The organism is Neobacillus dielmonensis (genome assembly GCF_000612665.1).
Lineage (GTDB): Bacteria > Bacillota > Bacilli > Bacillales > Cytobacillaceae > Neobacillus > Neobacillus dielmonensis.
In genome coordinates, this window is record NZ_HG942058.1 from 16,925 (window position 1) to 38,953 (window position 22,029).

A 22,029-nucleotide genomic window follows, 5' to 3' on the forward strand; every position below is an offset into this window, starting at 1 on the left:
CACTCATGATAATCACTTATATAAAGGAGTGTTATCATGAGGGATCAAAAAAAGGCAGAAGAAATCGCAGTACAACGGTTTCAGCTTATTGCCCCGCTCCTAGCGGAAGGGCTAGATGCTGGAAAAGCAAAGGAATTGAAAAATCATATATGTAAGACCAGCGGTCTGTCTGAAAGGACAATTAGACGTTATCTTGAGCAATATCGTAATGAAAGTTTTGAAGGGTTAAAGCCAAGAAGATTCTCGGGAAAAGCGAAAAAAGAGGCTATTCCCGAGAACCTATTAGAGCAGGCAATTCTGCTTCGTAAAGAAGCCCCTACCAGAAGTGTGGCACAAATTATTCAGATACTCGAGTGGGAGGGCTTGGCTGAATCAGGACAGCTGAAACGTTCTACCCTTCAAGAAAAGTTAACCGAACGAGGATATAGCACACGGCAAATGAAACTCTATTCTCAAACTGGAGTAGCAGCAAGACGATTTCAAAAGAGTCATCGTAATCAGCTGTGGCAATCAGATATTAAATTTGGGCCTTATTTACCGATTGGACCGAATGGCTCGAGAAAGCAGGTCTACTTAGTCGCTATAATAGACGATGCGACCCGATTTATTCTGCATGGCGCCTTTTATCCTACCCTTGATTCAAGGATTATAGAGGATGCCTTTCGTAATGCCATACAAAAATACGGTGTTCCAGAAGCCGTTTATTTCGATAACGGTAAACAATATCGCACCAAGTGGATGTCTCGTACATGTTCCAAGTTAGGTACGAGACTAATCTATACAAAACCGTATGCCGCTGAGTCAAAAGGCAAAGTTGAACGTTTTAATAGAGTGGTAGACTCTTTCTTGGGTGAAGTGGCCCTAGAGAAGCCAACTACCTTAGATCGTTTGAATGAGCTTTTTCAAGTATGGCTTTCAGAGTGTTATCAAAATAGACCGCATTCCGGCCTTGGTGGAAAAATGAGCCCTGAGACTGCTTTTCGAAGCGATAAAAAAGCACTTCGATTCATTAACCCGAATAAACTAGCGAATGCTTTCTTGCATTGTGAGACTAGGAAAGTAGATAAGGCTGGATGCATTAGTTTTATGGAGCAAAAATATGAAGTAGGTCTCTCCTTTATTGGTCGTCAAGTGGATGTTGTCTATGATCCTGCAGATTTGGAAGAGTTAACAATTGAATACGAGGGTTATAACCCTTGGAGAGCAAAAAAACTGGTGATTGGAGAAAAGTCCGGAAAGCGTCCAACGTTGCCTTCACACCTCCAAACAATTGAAGTCGATTCTTCTAGATTGCTTAAAGCTGCCGAAAAGAAGCATCAAGAAAGAAAAGTCGAACAAGCTCCAGCTGTTTCTTTCCGTGCAGTTTGGAAGGAGGATGGCAAAGATGTTTGAGGGCTTTTACGGAATGGAATATACTCCTTTTACAAGGGATGTCCCTACCACTCAACTTTATGAATCTCTTACGATGCAAGAAGTATTGGCCTGTTAAAGTATGCGGCAGAAAGGCAATTATTTGCCGTATTAACAGGCGATTGCGGTACTGGTAAAACCACAACAATCCGGAAATTCGTCGATGGCCTGGATCAGGGGAAATTTCAAGTACTGTATTTATCTGATTCGAAGCTAACTCCTAGGCATTTTTATAAAGGATTATTAGAACAGCTAGGTTCAGAAGCTAAATTTTATCGAGGGGATGCCAAACGGCAGCTGCATCGTGAAATTGAGTTAATGAGAGGGATTCATGGAATTCAGCCGGTTGTCGTGGTGGATGAGTCACACCTTTTAGATCGAGAAATGCTTGAGGAAGTTAGATTTTTACTGAATTTTAAAATGGACGCGCAAAGTCCGATGGCTCTTATCCTTGTGGGTCAAAGTGAATTATGGGATCGTTTACGTCTTCAATCATACGCAGCTATACGTCAACGAATCGATATCCAATTCAAACTAGGTCACTATGATCGAGCACAAGTGGATGCTTATGTCTCACGACATCTAGAATATGCCGGCATTGACCAACAGATTTTCTCAGATGGTGCTTTAGAAGAGATTCATCGGTTTTCTGGAGGGACACCGAGACTTATTAATAAATTATGTACACACAGCCTCCTATATGGAGCCCAAAATGGGCGTCGTATCATTGATGATCATATGATTAAGCATGTCATTCAAGGAGAACTGTCATGAGAGAAATAAAAACTTGGACTGAGATGGAATATAATGGTTACCTCAAGTATTGGGAGTATTATTGGGCTGAGGGGACAAGGCTCTGCAAGGTGCTCCTTGGTGAATCTTTCAAAATCCACCTTGGAAATGGATTAGAAATACCGTGTCAAATTGAATTTGGTAAGGACTGGTACATGATTATTGGTCCCAATAAGACAAAATTTTATTTAAATCCAAGAGAAACCTATCAGATAGTCATCTAGTATAAAATTAAGGGAAGCAGCTGTAGTTTGACTGCTTCCCTTAAATATTGGACATAAAATCCGTCAAAAACAGGACAAAATACCCCGTCAATTTTCTGACATTTAAAAGAGTTATTAACAATAAAGCATTTCTTATTCAACTAAACTCCCCCGTTACTTAAATAAGAAAAAGACTTCACTCTAAATTGAAGTAAAGCACATGTCAGTAAAATAAAAAGAAAGGAGGTAGTCCATAAAAAAAGGCAGCCTCCTTAGATTTATAACGGGATATTAAATTTTCCCTTTTGCTTTCGCTCCAGACTAGCGAAATAGGAACGCATTAGTTTCATGGAAAACTGAAAGATGGGACTTTGAATAAAAGTATATGCAAATGTCATAATAAAGACAGGACCACCCAGGATTAAGCCGATAATCAAGATGACACTCTCGACAACGATTCTTGCTCGGCTGACCGATAACCCGGTTTTTTCCGAAACGGAAAGCATGAAACCATCCCGTGGACCGGCCCCAATTCCCGCAGCCACATAGATTCCTCCGCCAATGCCGGTTATGATGATACCCAATAACAAGATTAGTAGATTCAACCACCAATTCTCGTTTTCACGAGGAAGAATGTTGAGATGCAAAAAGAAATCCATGATTGGGCCAATTGATAAGGCATTTAGAAAGGTCCCAATACTAATATACTTCCTATCAACGACAAGTGTAATCAGCACCAGTACTAAGCCGCATATGACACTCCAAGTCCCAATCGTGAACCCGAACCGTTGGAACAGAGCGACGTTTAATACCTCCCATGGATGTAGCCCCAAGGATTGAACATTCACTGCTATCGCATTTCCTAATCCAAAGAAAGTTAAGCCAAGAAAAAAATTAAAATACCGTAATAGCCATAGTGACATCTCTACACCTCTACATCATATATTTATTAACTACTTTAGATGAAGAGGCCTAAAAGAACAAGATAATTGTTAATTGGAGTAGGGTCGCGACCAAGGTTTTCCCTTGGTGCATTCCGTTCTGTCTGAGAAATCCAGTCCGCAACCTTGTTTAACATTTCTTGAACCTGTTAGTGGGTGTTTTATTATAGGTTTAAGAACCCTATGCATGCAGATAGGAGGTTTTTACTTACCATATGTCATTAGTAAAATTCCGCTTATTTGTCCGACTAAACTGCCGTTCGTACAACAGGTTCAAAGGTGTTCAAATGTAAAAAGCCAGCGTGCCTAAATCTATGAACTGTCCTCAGTGTGGTGCTCCATCTGATTATCTTTATGCTAATAATGGAGGTAAAGGTCAGTATCAGTGTAAGGTGTGTTCGTGCTGTTTCAGTGATAAAAATCGATATTCAAAAGAGGCCATATTAAAGTGTCCTCATTGTTCAAAGGCTCTTGAAAAAATCAAAGAACGAAAAGACTTTGACGTTATCAAATGTAAAAATAATGACTGCTCTTATTACCTTCAGAAAATAAACAGTATGTCTTCGAAGGTAAAGAAACAATTCAAAAAGGATCCCCAATCCTTTAAGTTAAGATACATTTTTCGGCAGTTTAAGATTGACTTTCAACCTTTGTCTAAAGAGCCTCCTCGTAAGCCCAAAGTAGATTTATCAAGGCTTTATGTGTCGCCACATACATTGGGGCTCATTTTAACCTATCATGTAAACTATGGCCTTTCGGTCCGAAAGACGGCTGCCCTCATAAAGGATGTTCATGGAGTATCGATCTTCTGTAGTTCTGCATTTAATTCTTCAATAGTAAAACAATGTGTATTTCTCAATGCCGCTATGATCCAGGTTGGAAATTGTACCAACAGAGCCTTCAACACTTGCTTTATCCTTTGGGCTGCGCACACGTGCCGGAATAATGATTGTATTGTAATGGCTGGCCATTTTCTTTTACGTTAGATTCAATACAAGATCTCTGAAGTGTGCTTCGTGACACCCGTTTTCAGATTATACGAAACCACAATTTGCGTTACACCGCCAAAATATTCATAAGCATGGATATGTGCATTAATCCAGGAACGCTGGTCCATTGAAAGCGTCGCTTCCGCATGCGTGAATTGACTGCACGGCAATGTAGCGATAAATACGTACGCTTTTACTTTTTCTCCGGTATCCCTATCAATGATGAAAAGTGTGGATCCAGCCCAATCAACCTCCATTATTTCGCCAGGTTTTCTCCGAATACGCATCGTCGCCTTGTATTTTTGAGCATAGTTGCCGTAATACCGTATAAAACTCCGATAGTAGTAAGGAATCGCGTTATTCGCACGGCTTCTCGCCTCGTATTCGTGATGCATGAGAGATAGAGTGACATTGGGTTTAACCAGCTCTTTGTGGATGTATTCAAAATCAAGAGGCTGCCTTCCGGAGCCTTCCATAGTCTTTTCAGGAAAAAGAAATTCCTCAATCCATCTATCATTCCATTTCTTCCTTTAACGGACATTCCAACCCTTTCTTTCCAGCCATTTCAATAACTTCGGTTACTTTCTGCCGCAAGCTGCCCGTACTGGCGGCAATACCTCTTAAGCTGATCCCCTCGGCATTTAATTCCAATATCTTGCGATAATGGATTATAAAAAACCTCCCATATAGTGTCATATCGTTAGATATGCTCACTAATTATACGGAAGGTTATGGATGGTAACTAAGTTGTCTTTTAATGGTAAATTTCTTGGCACTCCCTGGTAAAAACAATGGCAGAGGTGGTACATTTGATTGGCCCTAATTACATGTAAAGCTACCAGTTAGTTGAACAAGAAAAGAGCCGCCATCGCAGCCCCTTGTTGAACTCTTGCCCCCGTTAACTTAATTACGTTTCTTCACAAACTTATATTTATTGTTCATGTACACTGTCTAAAGGAAAACAAATAGTAAATGAAGTTCCTTGTTTCAGAATACTTGTAGCATCAATGGTTCCACCATGATCCTGAATGATTTTCTGACAAATAGAAAGCCCTAGCCCCGTTCCTTCAGATTTCGTTGTATAAAATGGACTAAAGATTTTTTTTAGGTCTGTCTCTCTTATACCTACACCCATATCACTAACCTCAACAACCGCTTTGTTCTCAACATTTAACAATCGAATTGTAATATCTCCATTTTCAACCATAGATTCCATGGCATTGTTTATTAAATTAACAAAAACCTGTACTATTTTATCGAAATCCATGCTTACAAAAAGATGGGGATTGTACTCCGTGTATACGATTTTGTGTCCTGAACTGATGACTTTGGATTCTGTTAGAGAGATTACCTTTTTTAGACACTCATGGATAGAATAAGTTTGGTATAAAGAAACCATTGGTTTTGAAAATTGTAGGAATTCCACAGTTAATTTATTCATCCTACTAACCTCACCTTGGATTAAATCATACCAAGGTTGTATATTATAATCATGCTCTTTGGAATGTTGAAGGAACCCTTGAATGATTGTTAGGGGGTTTTTAATTTCATGTGCAAGTCCAGCAGCCATTTCAGCTAAAAGCTTGTTTTTTTCTTCTTTATAGTGTAATTCTTCACGTTTCTTCTCTTCTATGAGGTAATTCTTTTTTCTCTCCATTTCAATGATATATTGAATGATGAGCACTACAGCTAGAGAAGTTAAGTAGTCTGATCCAATTGCAAGAATGCTATAGGAATTTCCAGGGGTATAAGAAATTCGTATAACAGTGTAAAAAGTAATTAAGACAAAACCAAGAAAAATCCCCTTTACGACTCCTTTGATGTGAAATAAAAATTTACTAAGTAAAATAATATAAATCGAGTAACACCAATTTAGTTGCGTTGTAAAGTGAAACAATAGTAACGCTATTATTTCTATAGTCGATATATAAATAAAATAACGGAGATATATCCTTTCCAAATAATTGCATGTTATAAAAAGAATGCCTAGTAATATGATTAAAATATTGTTTTGAGATCTCTCCAAGGTTATCGAAGAAAAAATAACAAATATAACATAAATCGGCAAGACGATTTGATACATTAAACGAAAAAACATAGCTGCTCTGCTCTCCAATTCAATTACCTATGGTTAACCAACTAAGTATACACAATTTTACGATCAAGGACTCAGTATAATTTTACATTTATGTTAAAAAAACTGTTTTTGTGTTCGTGGTGTTCAATTAACCTGCTCCGTTAGTTAAATAAAAAAGGCTGCCGTAGCAACCTAGTTAAAAAACCTCCTTTACAAATAAGAAGTTAGAACACCAACGGGTGCGCTCCCATTCTTTTATTGTTTTTTTAATTCTTTAACAATTTCGCTAATGCGTTTTTCTACTTCATAAAGGTTCTGTTGCATCCGATCACGCCGACCCGTCAAGACCTGCAATTCCTTTTTTAATTCCTCTGTTTTGCTCATGATTTCCCCCTGCTGTTGATTGATATATCATTAGTATGCTTGTAGCCGCCGTCCTCAGACAAGGAAGAAAATGTCTGCCTTAGTGGCAGACATTCTTTGATCAAGGTTTAAGACAGCGAAAGCACCTATTTTTTCTGATTTTGATTCATATTTGTATTGCATGTGTATAAATATCGTATTTGTTTACTCACCTACTAGTCCATCACCATCTCGATCGTCCATGTATTTATAAAGCCATGAATCGCGCGTAATTGGCATTTTAAACCCAGCAGCTTTAGCTTCAGCGATTGTAACACTTCCATTATGATTGGTATCTACCTTACTAACATCTTCATTACTACTTACCGTTTCGTTTGCTGCTACATTGTCTGTTTTTGGTGGCGCACTGCTAGTGTCTGTCGTAATCCCTAAATTTTTGTTCACTTCATCTGGGTTTACATTGTCAAATTCATCTGTAATACTTCTGCCCTGAATTTTGTATGTGAATTTATAATGATTAGGAGTTTGTGTCTGAGAATTTGGGTATGATATCACTGCTACGAAATCCGTGCAACCACCTGCATCTCGAATCACTTTCTCCATATAAGCTTGATCACCGTGCCGATTGAGAGTGCTGTCCTGAGGTGTAATGTTATATGCGTTTGATACTCCTCCAAGTGAGTCAGCAATCACATGTCCTTGGTCTAAGTCTGGACTCTCTGTGCCAGGAACCTTTGCTTCATCAGGATAGTATCTGCCAGACGATAAAACGTGTTCTGTTTTCGGATTTTGGAGGGTAACATTTTTTGCCTCAACACGAATTAGCTGTCCGTATTCATTTGTAAAAGCCCAATATTCCCTGTCGCCAAACCCGATATCAACTCTGACATTCGGTTTTCTATATCCTGACATATCTCCGCCATCAACTGCAATTAGTGTATATTTACTGTAATCAAAGTCACCATTAACACTTGTTATCGCTGGTGTACTAGTGGCACTAACTGAGTTTGATTTTTCGACTTCATCTTCAGGTGTATCTTTTTTACTTTCAACAGTGGCTGCTTTCTTTTTGCTTACTTCTTGAGTATTATTTATTTTCATTTTTTCCTCTTTGCTAGTTGTTTCATTTGATGAACAAGCTGCAAGGAAAACTAATAAAAACGCCATAAATAAGTAGGTTAATTTCTTCATATATTGTCCCCTTTTTTTAGATATCTGTAGAAACACCAATACTATTATACTACTAAAACACTTTAAATATAATCCTAATGTTATTAACCTAGTATGATAAAATTCCTTATTCCATTAAACTGACTGACACGTTAGTTCAAAAAGCAAATTGACCCTGCATCAATCTTTGCCGGAATACCAAAAAAGACATAAAAAAGACCGTCGTGAGACGGCTTTTAATTAAAGTAAAGATTTATATTCCCTAATTATTGCTGAAACAAATCTTCTGTCTTAATGACTTTAAAATCTGAATTCCGAACCGTATATCTCTCGGTAGGCTGATTGGGATACCCAACATTTCCATCGAAGAAGGTGATTACTGTGGTTCCGTCATTATTTTTAACAAATTGATTAAAGCTTCCCCCAGCCCCGCTTATATTCGACCAGTGTAACGTAATCGTATTGCCCGAAGATCCTTCCTTGACTATGCTCCATAAATCCCTTTGATAATTTCCCCATATAATATCTTTTGCGATTGCATTATCCGTATTCTTATATGTGTTCTCATAAAATTCTATTGCTTGATCCATACTTCCCCATGCATTCTCTTGGAATGTAAATTCGATAAGCTGCTGTCCTTTTGGCACTGTACCATCTGATAAGTATTTGTTGTAAGCCACGCCTTCAACAGTTAAACCTTCAAAATTACTGCCATTTCTTTTCAATAACAAAGCATGTTGCTGCTTGCCTTCGCTATTTTTTATCGTTACAACAGTATACCCATGAGGATCTTTATTTTTAGCGATTACATAAGAAAAATGGTACACGTAATTGACTGTTAATTGCCCATTGTTAAAGTACCAAGTGCTACTTACACCATCCTGTTTTCCCGATGCCAGCCAAACACCACTGACTTTATCACTCGTCACTAGTACTTCAGAAGATGTTGAACTTTTAGAGGATGATTTTTTTACTGCCGGTTTTGTTTTTTGTTCGGAACTATGTGATGTCGTTTCTGTTATTTTTGTATGTTGTCCCGAACTTTGTGGGGAAGTTTTGGTTGATTCACCGTTCGTTTTTCCACAACCAGAAAGCACTACCCCAAGTAGAACTACCCAAAAAACTATTCTCTTTTTCATTTACATTCCCCCCCTTTTTATATAATATGTTTTTCTTTATTTTAACATTTTTGGTTCAATTATACTCCCACTAGTGGAGCAAGAAAAAGGGCTGCCGCTGCAACTCGATTTTTCAACGAAAGTCCCCGTTACAATAAGTGTTATCCTTCACAAAGATTGGGTAGCCTTAATGCTATGGATAATAATTCTAATTCATCCCTTTTTGTGTTGTTATGGTTACCCCCTTTTATGTCTAAAGTTTCATTCCCATTAGACACCATTCTAACTCACAACTTTAGGAGGATCCCTACCATGATGCAGCTTTGCCTAACTCTTACAATGTTTAGTAAGACTAAAAGCAAGCTATTTTGTATTTTCTAATTGGTGTATAATTTTGTTATGTAATTTTATACTAACGTAGGTAATGAAATGAAGATTTTGTTTGATGAAACATAAACTTCCAATGACGGATAGTATACAAGCAGGAATATTTGGTATGGATATGCTGATATATCTGTTTGATGGTCAGCATGGAAAAACCATTATGCTTAATGAAGATTTTATGGTTCAATTATCGAATTAATAAAAAGTGACTTATCTAAGAATGCAGCAAATATGCCTACTAAATCTAACTGGTATTTCTATGGACGTGCTGTAACGAAGGACGCAATTGGAGACAATATCCGGCCGACAATTATGGTTCGTGAGAAGTCTGGCAAGTTTACAACTAATTTTAATATCAGTGACCACGATTTTGCTGTAAATATTGATGCTATTCTGGTGTTTAAGGCGGATTTCAAAAAACGTTTAGCAAGTCATTGATGAATAATAACAGTATAAGCATATTCAAACTATTTGATGGGATGATTTCATAGGCAATTCATTCTCCTTTTTTGTGTGGAGGAAAACGTCATTTATCATTTAAATGAAACTGCACCTTTAATTCAACAAGAAAAAAATACCGCCATAATACTATGTTTTATCTCTTCAATTAACTGCACCTTTATTTTAATAAAAAATGGCAGCTGATTTTAAAGTAGCTCAGATTTTCTTTTAAGTACCTTAACCTTTCCTGACCCATTGATTTTTTGAAAATTGCACCTTTTCAAAAGACACTAGTATAATACAATTTATAATAGCCTATTGATTTTGGAGTTCTGTAGAAGTGAGGTAAATACAAATTGAATCGAAAAATTATGAGTTTAGCTGTTGGAAAGCCGAAGGAGTATCATTGGAATAATAAAAAGGAGTTTTCTGGAATTGGAAAATCGGCCGTACAAGCCATAAAGGTGGAAAAAGCTAGCATTGTTGATAATGATGTTGCCAATCACAAATTTCACGGTGGACCCGACCGTGTAGTATGTTTGTACCCCTTCGAGCATTACTCTTATTGGGAAGGGGTATTTCAAAAAAAGCTGATATTACCTGCCTTTGGGGAGAATATTACGGTCACTGGGATGACGGAAAAACAGGTTTGTATTGGTGATATCTATAGAATAGGAGATACTATTCTTCAAATAACACAAGGGCGGGTACCCTGTATATCAATCTCCAATTATAACGAAGAAAAACAACTTTTAAAGAAAGTGGTTGAAACGACTCTAACGGGTTACTTTTTTCGGGTATTGGAAGCAGGTACCATTCAGTTCGATTCGGAAATCACGCTTTTGGAAAAACACTCAAAAGAAATATCCGTTTCTTTTGCTACACAAATTCTTTTTCATCAAAAGGAAGATAAAGCATCCATTGAAAAAATATTGACAGTTGATGCTCTTGCAGAGGACTGGAGAAATAGATTTTTAAAATTGCTATAATTCTACTCTTCCCCTTAAAACGCTAAAACCTAGCCTAAAAAGCTAGGTTTTTAATGTATCTCTTTGAACTAAACTGTCACGTTAGCAATTTGGAACCGGGATCACCACAGTCGCCCAAAGGAAAACACGTTCAAGTAGACCTAATTCCCTCTATTAATAGCTTTAAAAAATAGGAATATGACCAGAAATAATGCCAAACAAACTGTCCACCATTTTACTTTTACTTTTGTTAATAAACGGTCAATGATAAAAAAAGAGATGGCAGAAGCAAGACTAAGAATTAAAAACACGGAACCAAATAAACAATGCAATAGAAAGGAACAAATTTCTCGAGAGTAAGTCGATTGAAAAGTCTTTTTACTAACCCAATCACTAATTAGGGATGTAATAACCCCATACGAAACGACAAACATCAAGTTTAAATAATATAAGTTAGCAAATGAATTCATTTCAAATCCACCTGGAACAGAAAAAATAACTGCAAATAACAAGCTGCTAAGTATGGCCGCTAAAATTTTCCTTCTTACTGAAACAGACATTTGCTTCCCCCCTATTCAAAAATAGATTTGTCCTGTTTCAGTTTTATTCGTCATTTGTAAAAAAGCCTTGTGCCAGCCACAGTACTGGTTTTTGTTCTTCTATATATACAAAAATACACTTTTTGAAAGACTCGGAGTGTAAGTCACCAGCTATTCTCCACAAGTTACCCTTTGTTTTCTTCCGCTTACTGTCATTATACAGACTAGAAAGGAATTTCATCATACAATTTGATTAGAAAGACAATGAGAGGAGGGAAGGTAAAAACATCTATTGACAGACATCGAGTGATGAATCGACTATACTTTAAGTGAAAAGAGGTGTCTGAAATTTGAAACTTTTCCTTAATATTGACAAAGCACTTAAAGAGACGAAAGTTACCATCGAAGCCCCTGAGATGGATGAAAATATACAGGAACTCATTGACAGCATCTCTGGAAGGGAGCAACAATTCCTGATAGGTAAAAAGGGAGAAATGCAGCATATTCTTAAACCGGATGACGTCCACTATTTTCACGCTGAAAACGAACAGATTATCGCCGTTACGGGTGCAGATTCTTTTATTGTAAAAGAAAAATTATATGAACTCGAGGCCCTGCTCCCTTCAAAAAAGTTTATTCGCCTGTCAAAATCGGTGATCGCCAATCTAAATCAAATGAGCCGGTTTGAAGCATCATTCAATGGTACACTCTGTATTCACTTCAAATCAGGAAAAAAAGAATATGTGTCTCGTACCTATGTCCCTGCAATTAAGGAACTTCTACAATTGAATAGGAGGAAAGGAGAATGAAAACTTTTATAATGCGTAGTTTCATCGGTATTTTCTTTGGAGGCTTTATGGTGGTTTTAATCACCAACTTGTACATCCTTTTCGGTGGCTACGAAATGATAGATGGACCCATATTTTTAAAAAACTCCATAGGTTCTGTTCTCTGCGGCTGGTTTTTTACAGTCAGTTCATTGTACTTTGAAAACAGGAGTTTGAAACTTTTCCAACAAACCATTCTTCATTTTTTAACTGTTACGATCCTATACCTCATCTTGGCACTCACGATCGGATGGATCCCATTTACTATCCTAACTATTTTGTTAACCTTCTTCATTTCCCTTGTCGTCTACACGATCTTCTGGATAGCATTTTATCTTTACTTCAAAAATCAAGCACGGAAATTAAATGATGATTTAAAAAGATTATGAGAATAGATGCATATGAGCGACAGGGATTGCTCATACCTTCATAACGAATGAAAAAGGCAACGGATACTTGAACTGACCCAATAAAGTTAGACAAATATTTTAGCAGCTTTTAAGACTTGAGTTCTGTATTCAACTGGACACAAGTCTTTTAATTTTGCCTTCATACGTTTGTGATTGTAATAGTGAATATAGTCAGCTAATTCCCGTTCAAAATGCTCTATACTATCAAATTCTTGTAGATAAAGGAGTTCGGACTTTAGTAAGCCAAAGAAATTTTCCATGACTTGCATTGTCCAAACAGTGACATACTTTGGGTAATTTGGTGCTGTTCTAAAGTTTTTTGGTACTGTTTCATTTGATAATGCCAACCTTGGTCTAAATGAAGAATCACTTGGTCTCCTGGCTGAAGACGTTCAATTGCTTGGTCCAACATCTCTCCCACCAATTTATAAGCAGGACGATTCATAACGCTATAAGCAATGATCTCCCCGTTACACAAATCAAGTACTGGAGAAAGGTAACGTTTCTCCCCAAATAGGTGGAATTCCGTTACGTCTGTTACCCACTTTTGGTTCAATTTACTTATGCTTTAGTTCAAAAATTACTTGCGCTTTGATTTTGTTTGTAATTTTTCCTGCATTTAAACTAAAGCATTCAACTTTTTTAAGTAGGCATTCATCATCTCTAAACGTTCAATTTTCGCTTGTAGTGCTTCTACTGACCCTTCAATTGGTGTTGGTTTCTTTGATTCCTTTTTCATGGATGGACGCCCCTTTTTCTTCTTCGATTCCAGGGCATCCATTCTACCTTGTTCAAACCGTACATACCAAGTTCTAATCAATTCAGGTGAGGAAAGATTGAAAATAGCAGCAGTTTCGCGATAGAATGTACCCATTTCGTTCATATATTTAAGTACATCCATTTTATACTGTGCAGAATAGCTTGTATAGGATTTAATAAAGCCGCTTTCACCTTGATGCTCATAAACACGAACCCAACAACAAAAAACACTGTCGTTAACACCAATATCCTCAGATATTTTTTTCATAGATTCTTTCCCTGCACATACCTTAAGACACTTTGTATCTTTTCTTCCACTGTAAATTTGGCCATAAAAACACCCCGTAAAGTTAGAATCGTGTCTAACTTTTACGGGGCATATCAACTCCGCTGCCTTTTCGCAATTTCTCCGTTCAATTATGTACCTCTCGTCGCAGTCTTTATTGCTAGAATTGGCCTATTCTCCTCGGAACACAGGCTTTCTCTTCTCAGCAAAAGCTTGAATGCCTTCCTGAACGTCTTTGGTTCCAAAGCATTGTTTAATAAATCCGTATTCTTGTTTTAGAATCGTGGTAAGATCAGTGTCAGGGCTTGCAGCAAGCAATCTTTTAGAAAGCGTCATGGCTACCGGCGGTCCTGCCGCTAATTCCCTGGCAAAATTCATCACCTGCTCCTGGAGTTCTTCATCAGGGAATATCCTGTTCACCAATCCAATTCGTTCTGCTTCCTCAGGGTAAATGTCCCGACCGGTAAAGATCAATTCGGCAGCTTTTGCCTGCCCGACCAACCGCGGTAAAAAATAACTCATTCCCGCATCAGGGCTAAGACCGCGGCGAATATATCCAGCTGTTACCCTTGCATCAGCTGACATGAAGCGGATATCACAAGCTAGAGCTAGCGCGAGTCCTGCACCAGCTGCAATCCCATTTATGGCAGCAATCACTGGTTTGTCACAATGCACAATCCCCAATGCTTGATGACCAACCCATCCCAATTCATCTAATTTTTGATGACGAGATTGGGCTTCTGGATTTCTCTTTGCATAATCGGTCAAGTCAAGCCCTGCACAGAATCCTCTTCCTCTACCGGTAATGACAATGACACGGACTTCATCGTCAGCAGAAGCTTCTGAAATGGCCTGGATAATCTCATGACTAAGCGTATCGTTTACGGCATTCAGGCGCTCTGGTCTGTTCAGCGTTAGTGTCCGGACCCCATCTTTCGTTTCGACGATAATATGTTCCACTTTCTTCCTCCTCTATTATTTCATTTTCTTCCTGACTTTTATTTATTAACTATTCTGGCTATTTACAGTATAACACACTACTTAACTATCAAAAATATTAATCTGCCAGAATAGAAAAGACAATGTGGAAGAGTCCCCTTTCTCATAAGGATATGTTGAACATTCCAACCTATCTCGGGGACTCTTTGCCTACAGAACCTATTCAATGACTCTATGCAGAGTTAAAAGAAATCATAAAAGGCTGATTTCATTTTCGGGACCTTTTTTTCAAAAAGCTCCATCTCTTTTATAGATCCCTTTAAATAGCCCATTTCAAAAAGCTCCATTGGCCTCCTGTATCCAAATAAAATGGCGGTAAGAGAATTGATGTTTAACTGAATTCCTTTTTTCGGAGGATGGGCACACTGGCCTCCTGTTTTTTCTTTATAGATCTTCATTTCTCCATTGCCAAGCAAATAGCTCCCGTTATTCCAAGGAGCATAGGTATCTTCAAGATGCAGGAAGATCAGTTCATTCTCTTGTAAAAACGGAAGTTTTCGTAAGCATTCTTCCGCATCCACCACTCTTGCCATAAAATAGGGTGTTACCTCAGTTTGCACCTTAGGCTGCGACAGAAAATAAGGAAAAGGATCCTGGCTAGCAAGATTCAGCGTCACAGTTTCGACCATGGAGTCATGCTGGCAGATATAATTCCACAGCCCTACTCTCGCTTCATGGTCAAGAGCAACGAACTCCTCCACATCCAATTTCCTTTGCTTTACTTGATAGAGGAGATAGCCCTTTGGTTCATTCTCGGAAGTGTAATAGACAGCAACCTGTGAATCATCATCATATACATGTTCTTTCCACCATTTTGTGTCCCGTTTTAACATGCCCGTATGTCGGGTGCAAATTTGTTCATACATCTTTTCCAACGCTTCATGATGAGTTTCTTTAGAAAATCTCCTTATCAGTCCAGGCTGTGGTTCGAGGAACTTTAAGTTGATCTTTTCAAGTGTTATTTTCTTCTGTTCATTTAAGATTTCCCAACCAAACTTGCGATAAAACGAGATATCAAATGGGTGCAAAAGCGATACAATTTGATTATCGTTTCTAAGGTGTTTTAACGCATCTGTAATGAGGGCTTTCACATAACCGGTTCGTCTGTACTCAGGATAGGTAGCAACTCCAGCGATTCCACCCATTGGCCATTCAGCCTCTTTCATAAAAATCGTAAATGGAATAATATGTAGCTTGGCAGCTAAACGGTTCTCGTCCCATATTCCTAAAATTTTATGGTTTTTCATGGCTTCTTTTCTAGCCGGTATATCAGCTTCCTGAACCTTATATTGAAACGCATACATCGAAAGGTTCAGGGATTCTAGGTATTCCTTTTCTGTGAGTTCTCTGACCTGCATCAAGATTTCCCCCCTTGTTTACTCCATCTCAACTATTCTATGAATTTAATGATAAAATAAGTAGCTGATTTATCCTACAAAAATGGGTATAAGACTTTCACACCCGTTAATTTATATTTAACGAATCGCTTCAATAAACTTCTTGGTAATCTCCATCGGTCTGGTTATAGCAGAACCAACCACTGCCGTATAGGCTCCATGGTCAAATACAGCCTTTAAGTCCCCAGGCGACCAGATACCGCCCTCTGCAATAACGGGAACAGGAATTTCTTTCGCCATCTTTTCAATAACCTCAAGGTCAGGGACATGATGACCTTTCGTGTAGTCGGTATACCCAATTAAAGTGGTTCCGACACAATCGAAACCCAATTCATAAGCTAATTTCGCTTCTTCAAACGTAGAGCAATCGGCCATAAAGAGTTGGTTAGGATACCTTTCCTTTATAACAGGAAATATCTCTTGAATCGTTTTCCCATCAGGCCTAATTCTGGTAGTTGCATCTAAAGCAATAATCTCTACCCCTTCTTGATAAAGGCGATCGATTTCTTCAAGTGTTGGCGTGATAAACACATCCGAGCCTTCCATATCCCGTTTGATAATACCAATGATGGGTAAATTAACGTTTTTCTTGATTTCTCTGATATCTTCCACACTATTGGCCCTGATACCAGCAGCACCGCCCAGCATCGCAGCGTACGCCATTCTCCCCATAATAAATGGGCTATGAAGCGGCTCATCAGGCAATGCCTGACAGGAAACAATTAATTTTCCTTTAAACTGTTCCAATACTTTATTTATTTTCATTTAATGCATCTCCAAGTTGAAAAATTTACGGTATTCACTTCGAAAGAAACTTTGCTCGTTCCTCCGCCGGAATGTAATCACTATCACATGTGCAAATATATCATACAGGAACAACATCGCCAAAAATTTTTCACTCTAAATTGTTAAATTCAGTCGGTGTCTTATCTCGGACCGCACTGAAGCAACTTTGCTTCATACCGTCCTTGATTACTTTTTTAAACACCCCTTTTCAAATATATCGTCTAAAAATTAACTACCCAATGCTTGGAAAACACACAGGATCAGTCGTTAATGGCACCCGTATTAACGACTGTTCTCTCGGAAAAAACTTCGGACCCGCCTCTAATAGCCCCTATTAACGACCGTTCGCTCAGAAAAAAGAGAAAAACGTTATACCGGTCGTTAAAAGCCCTTATTAACGACCGAACTCACGAAAAAAACAACTGCTTTGTTGTTAATAATTCATATTGAATATTCAAGGGTTACACTTAATTAATAGAGAAAACAGCCATGCCTAAAAGAAACCCAAATGACTAGAAGTGTCTCTCTCTTTAGCAAGCTTGAACTAAAAGGTATAATGACATTAAAAATGAATTCAGAAAGAAGTAGATGAAGTTGAGCTTAGTAGAAGTGATTGTTTTAAAACAAGAAGATGCTCAAGCAGCTGAGAGTAACGGGGCCGATCGCCTCGAACTAGTTTCCGCTATGAGTGAAGGTGGGCTGACTCCAAGTTATGGAACCATTAAGACCGTTGTAAAAAGTGTGACAATCCCCGTGATGGTCATGATTCGTCCCCATAGCTATTCCTTCGTTTACCGAAAAAAGGAATGGGATGCGATGAAAGAGGACATTAAAATGGTAAAAGAACTCGGGGCTGCTGGCATCGTTTTTGGAGCTCTCACCGATCATAAAACAGTGGACAATGAGTTACTAGCAATGGTGGTAGAAGAAGCAAAAGGTTTATCCGTAACGTTCCATCGCGCCATTGATGAGACGGATCCGTTGGAAACCTACAAGTCCCTTTGCCAATCTCCGTTTAAAATGGATCGAATTTTGACCTCAGGTGGAAAGCGGTCCGCCCCAGAAGCTCTGGATACGATACAAAAAATGATAGCCGTTTCGCAGGAAACACAAAGTCACCCTATTATAATCCCGGGTGCAGGCCTTAATCTGGATAATATTGAATTTATCCATAAGAAGCTTCGAGCCAAAGAATATCATTTTGGATCCGCTGTTAGAATAGATGGAGATTTTAATAATAGAATTTGTGGAGATGCAATCCAAAGAATCAAGAGTCTGGTGGGCTAATAGGGCCAATGGGAAGATTCCTAACCATGATTTCAACCCAATTTAAATAGTGGAACAAATACTTATGAGACAAGGATATTCAGGCCGTTCCAGGTACAGATTCCACCTATTTCTTAAATATAACCATGGCGGTGTATTTTGTATCTGGATTTACCCCATATTCTGTATGGGAGCTTACAGCGAGAGGAACCGTATTGTATTTAACATCAATAAGCTTTCCTTCCGCTAATGACCCAAGAAAATCATTCACTAGCCGAACAAGATCAGTAAAGTCTGTACTTTGAAAACCTTTGGCCTCGTACATTTTTTCACCCTCTTATCATAGAAATTTATCGCTATTAAAACAAAAGGGTTGTCGTTAAGACACCCCACTTCATTTAATAGTTGTATGAACACCCCGTTAGAAAAGGGCTTATTAATTTGAAGAATTTTTAAAATGAAGCAAAGTAGAAAAATAATACATTCTAATGATGTTAGAAAATAACGAGGATGATTGGTAGTTTTTTTTAAAATGAATTACTTGAAATTCGAAATGAGCTTATCCGATCTTTTGGTTTATTATGTCTAATACTTGATTTTCGGTAATACCTCTAACGACACCAAGTTCACTAATAAACATTTTTCGTGCGTTCTCCAGCATATGCTTTTCGCTTGAATTGAGCGCTTTATTTTTGTTAATTCGCATTAGATCGCGTACAACTTCAGCACCGTCTTGAAGGTTACCTGTTTTAAGTTTTTCCGTATTAATCTTGAATCTTTCCTTCATTGAAAGAGTTGTATCGGTTACACCATGATAAAAAATATCCATGACGTGTTCAAGATTAGTTGAATCGGTAGCTAAGCGGATTCTTGCTTTGTCAGCTTTTGCAACAGGAATCATGACTTGCATTTTATTGATTCGCATATTGATTATATAATACTGCTGTTTTTCGCCTTGAATTTCCCTTATTTCGATTGCTTCAATAAGTCCTATTCCCTGCATTGGATAAACGATGTAATCACCAACATGAAACAACTAACCACCTCCAGAAATTTAACACTTCTTTATTATACCACACTTAACTATAATAGCAAATTTTTAATTATATCATCCACAAAAAGTTACTGTCAATATTTTTCTCGTGATCTAACATAAAAAAAAATATGGCTTTCCACCCATGCTCGTTGTGTGTTTTACAAGATGGTTTCGACATGACCACCCTCATGGTTCATTCCTATCAACTGGAAATTTTATAAAGTACTCAAAGGAAAAAACCTCCTTTATGCCGAAATAATAGTTAAAGGGGTTGACCAAGTGAATAAAGTGGAATTATTAAAAGAACTGAACAATGCCTGTCGAGGTAATTTCTTCTCCATAGAGATTCCTAAGACGACAAAAGAAGATGAAAAAAACATTGAAGAACTTGTTGCGGAATTGGAAAGAACAGGAAAAATAAAATTAAGAGAATGTATAAAAAGGGAACAATCGGTTTTTTTACATGGTATATATAAGTATGCAACCAATTAATCGTGGCTATTTTATTGCTCGGGATGATTCAGCATCGTAAAACCATTCCGAGACCGAGAAACAAAAAGAGTGATTTTTGGAGAAATACACAATGGAGTCCTTCTTGGTTAACCTTTAGGGGTCAATTACACCCCGCCTACCAAGGGGACTCCTTTTTTATGTTCTAGAGAACCTATTAGAGTTATGAGCCATTGTCTATTTCATCATGCATTCTTTTTTCGAGAGGTCATAGTGGTCTTTTTTCGATTCCCATTACCCCCTTTTCCCCCTGAGTCCCGATTCCCTTTATAACTTCTCTTTGATTTTTCATGCTTTGATTTCGGCCTACCGGCATATCGCGGCGCCTCGGAAGTTAACTGGACAGGAACATCCTTTGGCTCCTTGGACAACATTTTCAAGGCAACGGAGACTAATGCAATCGAATCGTACTGATCGAGCAATTCGCTAGCTGCCCGTTTAAACTGGGCGTACTGTTCCTCTTCCACCAATTGAATCATCTTTTCGACTGCGGCTTGCTGGATTGATTCCCTCGCCTCTGCTATTGTAGGGATGGATTTACGCTGGATACTTCCTTTCGAAGCTTTTTCGATACTGCGGATCTGTCCGGTTTCCCTTGGGGTAGCGAAGGTAATAGCTAACCCTGTCTTCCCTGCTCTTCCGGTTCTGCCGATTCGGTGAACATAGCTTTCCGGGTCTTGAGGAATATCAAAATTGTAGACGTGCGTAACTCCGGATACATCAATTCCCCTCGCCGCCACATCGGTGGCCACTAAGATATCAATGTTTCCCTCACGGAATTTATTCATCACCACATCACGCTGTCGTTGATTTAAATCTCCGTGCAAGCCATCAGCAAGATACCCTCTTTTATTCAAAGCATCACTTAATTCATCCACGCGTCGTTTGGTTCTGCCGAAAATCACGGCCAATTCTGGGTTATCCACGTCTAATAGACGGCAAAGCACTTCAAATTTATCCCGTTCATGTACCTCATAATAAATCTGCTTGACCGTTGGAGAAGTAACAGCCTTCGCTTGTATCTTGACTAACTCTGGATGGTTCATAAACCTTTCCGCTAGATTTTGAATTGGTTTTGGCATGGTAGCGGAAAACAGCATGGTTTGTTTTTCCTCAGGCGTCTCTTTAAGGATTTGTTCGATATCCTCTAGAAAGCCCATATCTAACATTTCATCCGCTTCATCCAAAACGGCCATTGAGATGCGGTCCAACTTTAGCGTTTTACGTTTAATATGGTCCAATAGTCTTCCGGGTGTTCCCGTAATAACCTGAGGTCCCTTTTTTAATGCCTTAATTTGGCGATCGATCGACTGCCCTCCATATATAGGGAGAGCCGTGACGCCCATGTATTTCGCCAGCCGATTGATTTCTTCTGATACCTGAATCGCTAATTCTCTTGTAGGTGCAATAGCGATCGCCTGAACATATTTCTTGTTTGGGTCCACTTTCTCCAAGATCGGTATGGCGAAAGCAGCCGTTTTCCCGGTACCTGTTTGTGCTTGACCAATAATGTCCTTCCCCGTCAAAGCGATGGGAATGGCTTTCTCTTGAATAGGAGATGCTTGTTCAAATCCCATATCCGTAATGGCTCTTTTAATGGGTTCACTAATGCCTAATTCCTGGAATGTAGTCATACCAAAAAACCCCCTCCTATGCTTTACTATTTTTATCTTGGACTAAAGTCCTTGATTGAATGCACATCCAAATGCAATTATGACAAGTTGGTTAAACTGACAATAATAAATGGAACAGGACTTGTTTACATAATGTTATTAATATCAACTATAAACAATTTCAAAAGTTTCTTTAAGAAACCGGTATGCAATCGTTTTATTAAGTAAAGGGAAATTGGATAAGAATATATATAGGAGGAAAAGATTTAGGTTATATCAAAAAAACTCCCCTTGCATCACCATATGCATCAAGTTCATTGTCTTAACGACAATACTGAAGAAGAACTCGAGGAATTGTCGTTAATAAGCCGCCTTAGCGACAAAATTAAAGAACAGGTATGAGAAATTGTCGTTAATAAGCCATCTTAACGACAAAATGAAAGGAAAGTCATGCGAATTTGTCGTTTATAAGTCAAAGGGTGCCAAAAAATTCTTAAACCAGATAATGAATGAAAATTTCTTAATTATTATGTCAACAATCCCCTGAATTAAAAACACATGGGACCGTTATTTAACCACTCTATAATGAAATATGAAAAACACAATGTTGACGAACAGCGCCAGTCACTGTTCACTAGCTTATTTTTAATTTGGAAATTTTGTTAACGAAAATAGCTTTTATTTTTCTTAAGGACATAGGTAAAGGCAGCGTTGCCTTTGCATGTTAATTCCCCATATAATCTCT

Annotated in this window: 23 protein-coding genes and 2 pseudogenes; 10 read left to right on the forward strand and 15 right to left on the reverse strand. The window is 38.2% G+C overall.

Annotated features, from left to right (window positions below; genetic code table 11):
• Window positions 1–36: 36 nt before the first annotated feature.
• The 3 genes from BN2425_RS10545 to BN2425_RS10555 all read left to right on the forward strand — a co-directional run bounded on the left by BN2425_RS10545 (window position 37) and on the right by BN2425_RS10555 (window position 2,426).
• Complete coding sequence (locus tag BN2425_RS10545; protein WP_042458757.1) at window positions 37–1,392, forward strand: DDE-type integrase/transposase/recombinase; 1,356 nt, start codon at window positions 37–39, stop codon at window positions 1,390–1,392.
• Between the two features lie 90 nt (window positions 1,393–1,482).
• Entirely contained in the window at window positions 1,483–2,184 is a 702-nt protein-coding gene (locus BN2425_RS10550) for an ExeA family protein (RefSeq protein WP_235714613.1), read from the forward strand.
• Window positions 2,181–2,426 carry a DUF5348 domain-containing protein gene (locus tag BN2425_RS10555; RefSeq protein WP_042458760.1) on the forward strand — a complete coding sequence of 82 codons (246 nt, stop codon included), beginning with the start codon at window positions 2,181–2,183 and terminating at the stop codon, window positions 2,424–2,426. Before BN2425_RS10550 ends, BN2425_RS10555 begins: the two co-directional genes overlap by 4 nt.
• 257 nt (window positions 2,427–2,683) lie before the next feature.
• Here BN2425_RS10555 and BN2425_RS10560 read toward each other — a convergent pair whose 3' ends face one another.
• Window positions 2,684–3,328 (reverse strand): YczE/YyaS/YitT family protein, encoded by a 645-nt coding sequence (locus BN2425_RS10560; RefSeq protein ID WP_042458762.1) that lies wholly within the window; start codon window positions 3,326–3,328, stop codon window positions 2,684–2,686.
• Window positions 3,329–3,639: 311 nt separating this feature from the next.
• On the opposite strand from BN2425_RS10560, the pseudogene BN2425_RS23610 reads away from it, so the two are divergent.
• Window positions 3,640–4,173, forward strand: a pseudogene (locus BN2425_RS23610) (DDE-type integrase/transposase/recombinase); the annotation flags it as partial.
• Window positions 4,174–4,334: 161 nt separating this feature from the next.
• On the opposite strand, the gene BN2425_RS23025 reads toward BN2425_RS23610, so the two are convergent.
• From BN2425_RS23025 to BN2425_RS10585, 6 genes are all read right to left on the reverse strand, one after another.
• Window positions 4,335–4,811, reverse strand: a complete 477-nt coding sequence (locus BN2425_RS23025) for a hypothetical protein (protein ID WP_235714607.1) — start codon at window positions 4,809–4,811, stop codon at window positions 4,335–4,337.
• A 37-nt stretch (window positions 4,812–4,848) separates the two neighbouring features.
• The gene (locus tag BN2425_RS23030) at window positions 4,849–5,031 is read right to left on the reverse strand and encodes a hypothetical protein (RefSeq protein WP_235714608.1); all 183 of its coding nucleotides are present in this window, start codon (window positions 5,029–5,031) and stop codon (window positions 4,849–4,851) included.
• A 235-nt stretch (window positions 5,032–5,266) separates the two neighbouring features.
• Window positions 5,267–6,433 carry a two-component system sensor histidine kinase NtrB gene (locus tag BN2425_RS10575; RefSeq protein WP_052352825.1) on the reverse strand — a complete coding sequence of 389 codons (1,167 nt, stop codon included), beginning with the start codon at window positions 6,431–6,433 and terminating at the stop codon, window positions 5,267–5,269.
• Window positions 6,434–6,667: 234 nt separating this feature from the next.
• Window positions 6,668–6,796 carry a hypothetical protein gene (locus BN2425_RS23335; protein WP_264757806.1) on the reverse strand — a complete coding sequence of 43 codons (129 nt, stop codon included), beginning with the start codon at window positions 6,794–6,796 and terminating at the stop codon, window positions 6,668–6,670.
• Window positions 6,797–6,979: 183 nt separating this feature from the next.
• Complete coding sequence (locus BN2425_RS10580) at window positions 6,980–7,966, reverse strand: DNA/RNA non-specific endonuclease (RefSeq protein WP_042458765.1); 987 nt, start codon at window positions 7,964–7,966, stop codon at window positions 6,980–6,982.
• A 245-nt stretch (window positions 7,967–8,211) separates the two neighbouring features.
• Window positions 8,212–9,084: a hypothetical protein gene (locus BN2425_RS10585; protein ID WP_042458768.1), complete on the reverse strand. Its 873-nt coding sequence runs from the start codon at window positions 9,082–9,084 to the stop codon at window positions 8,212–8,214.
• A 594-nt stretch (window positions 9,085–9,678) separates the two neighbouring features.
• Between BN2425_RS10585 and BN2425_RS23035 the strand changes: the two genes are divergently transcribed.
• Entirely contained in the window at window positions 9,679–9,885 is a 207-nt protein-coding gene (locus BN2425_RS23035) for a hypothetical protein (RefSeq protein WP_042458770.1), read from the forward strand.
• Window positions 9,886–10,244: 359 nt separating this feature from the next.
• Complete coding sequence (locus tag BN2425_RS10595) at window positions 10,245–10,877, forward strand: MOSC domain-containing protein (protein WP_052352826.1); 633 nt, start codon at window positions 10,245–10,247, stop codon at window positions 10,875–10,877.
• A 140-nt stretch (window positions 10,878–11,017) separates the two neighbouring features.
• Here the strand turns inward: BN2425_RS10595 and BN2425_RS22735 are convergent, their stop codons facing one another.
• Entirely contained in the window at window positions 11,018–11,416 is a 399-nt protein-coding gene (locus BN2425_RS22735) for a hypothetical protein (RefSeq protein ID WP_195891923.1), read from the reverse strand.
• 329 nt (window positions 11,417–11,745) lie between these two features.
• Between BN2425_RS22735 and BN2425_RS10605 the strand changes: the two genes are divergently transcribed.
• A complete protein-coding gene (locus BN2425_RS10605; RefSeq protein ID WP_042458773.1) occupies window positions 11,746–12,204 on the forward strand; it encodes a LytTR family DNA-binding domain-containing protein in 459 nt (152 codons plus the stop codon).
• Window positions 12,201–12,611 carry a DUF3021 domain-containing protein gene (locus BN2425_RS10610; protein WP_042458776.1) on the forward strand — a complete coding sequence of 137 codons (411 nt, stop codon included), beginning with the start codon at window positions 12,201–12,203 and terminating at the stop codon, window positions 12,609–12,611. The genes BN2425_RS10605 and BN2425_RS10610 overlap by 4 nt, the downstream gene beginning before the upstream one ends.
• Window positions 12,612–12,697: 86 nt before the next feature.
• On the opposite strand, the pseudogene BN2425_RS22245 reads toward BN2425_RS10610, so the two are convergent.
• The 4 genes and pseudogenes from BN2425_RS22245 to BN2425_RS10635 all read right to left on the reverse strand — a co-directional run bounded on the left by BN2425_RS22245 (window position 12,698) and on the right by BN2425_RS10635 (window position 16,838).
• Window positions 12,698–13,724: pseudogene (locus BN2425_RS22245) on the reverse strand (IS3 family transposase).
• Window positions 13,725–13,848: 124 nt separating this feature from the next.
• Window positions 13,849–14,637, reverse strand: a complete 789-nt coding sequence (locus tag BN2425_RS10625; RefSeq protein WP_042458779.1) for an enoyl-CoA hydratase/isomerase family protein — start codon at window positions 14,635–14,637, stop codon at window positions 13,849–13,851.
• Between the two features lie 221 nt (window positions 14,638–14,858).
• The gene (locus BN2425_RS10630) at window positions 14,859–16,034 is read right to left on the reverse strand and encodes a GNAT family N-acetyltransferase (RefSeq protein ID WP_042458782.1); all 1,176 of its coding nucleotides are present in this window, start codon (window positions 16,032–16,034) and stop codon (window positions 14,859–14,861) included.
• 117 nt (window positions 16,035–16,151) lie between these two features.
• Window positions 16,152–16,838, reverse strand: a complete 687-nt coding sequence (locus BN2425_RS10635) for an N-acetylmannosamine-6-phosphate 2-epimerase (RefSeq protein WP_042458785.1) — start codon at window positions 16,836–16,838, stop codon at window positions 16,152–16,154.
• Window positions 16,839–17,447: 609 nt separating this feature from the next.
• Between BN2425_RS10635 and BN2425_RS10640 the strand changes: the two genes are divergently transcribed.
• Complete coding sequence (locus BN2425_RS10640) at window positions 17,448–18,146, forward strand: copper homeostasis protein CutC (protein WP_042458788.1); 699 nt, start codon at window positions 17,448–17,450, stop codon at window positions 18,144–18,146.
• Between the two features lie 106 nt (window positions 18,147–18,252).
• Here BN2425_RS10640 and BN2425_RS10645 read toward each other — a convergent pair whose 3' ends face one another.
• Window positions 18,253–18,450, reverse strand: a complete 198-nt coding sequence (locus BN2425_RS10645) for a sporulation protein Cse60 (protein ID WP_042458791.1) — start codon at window positions 18,448–18,450, stop codon at window positions 18,253–18,255.
• A gap of 234 nt (window positions 18,451–18,684) precedes the next feature.
• Window positions 18,685–19,161: a CarD family transcriptional regulator gene (locus BN2425_RS10650; protein WP_074433045.1), complete on the reverse strand. Its 477-nt coding sequence runs from the start codon at window positions 19,159–19,161 to the stop codon at window positions 18,685–18,687.
• A 279-nt stretch (window positions 19,162–19,440) separates the two neighbouring features.
• Between BN2425_RS10650 and BN2425_RS10655 the strand changes: the two genes are divergently transcribed.
• Entirely contained in the window at window positions 19,441–19,653 is a 213-nt protein-coding gene (locus BN2425_RS10655; protein ID WP_042458794.1) for a hypothetical protein, read from the forward strand.
• 203 nt (window positions 19,654–19,856) lie between these two features.
• On the opposite strand, the gene BN2425_RS10660 is transcribed toward BN2425_RS10655, so the two are convergent.
• Window positions 19,857–21,305, reverse strand: coding sequence for a DEAD/DEAH box helicase (locus BN2425_RS10660; RefSeq protein WP_042458797.1), 1,449 nt, complete (start codon window positions 21,303–21,305; stop codon window positions 19,857–19,859).
• Window positions 21,306–22,029: the final 724 nt, after the last annotated feature.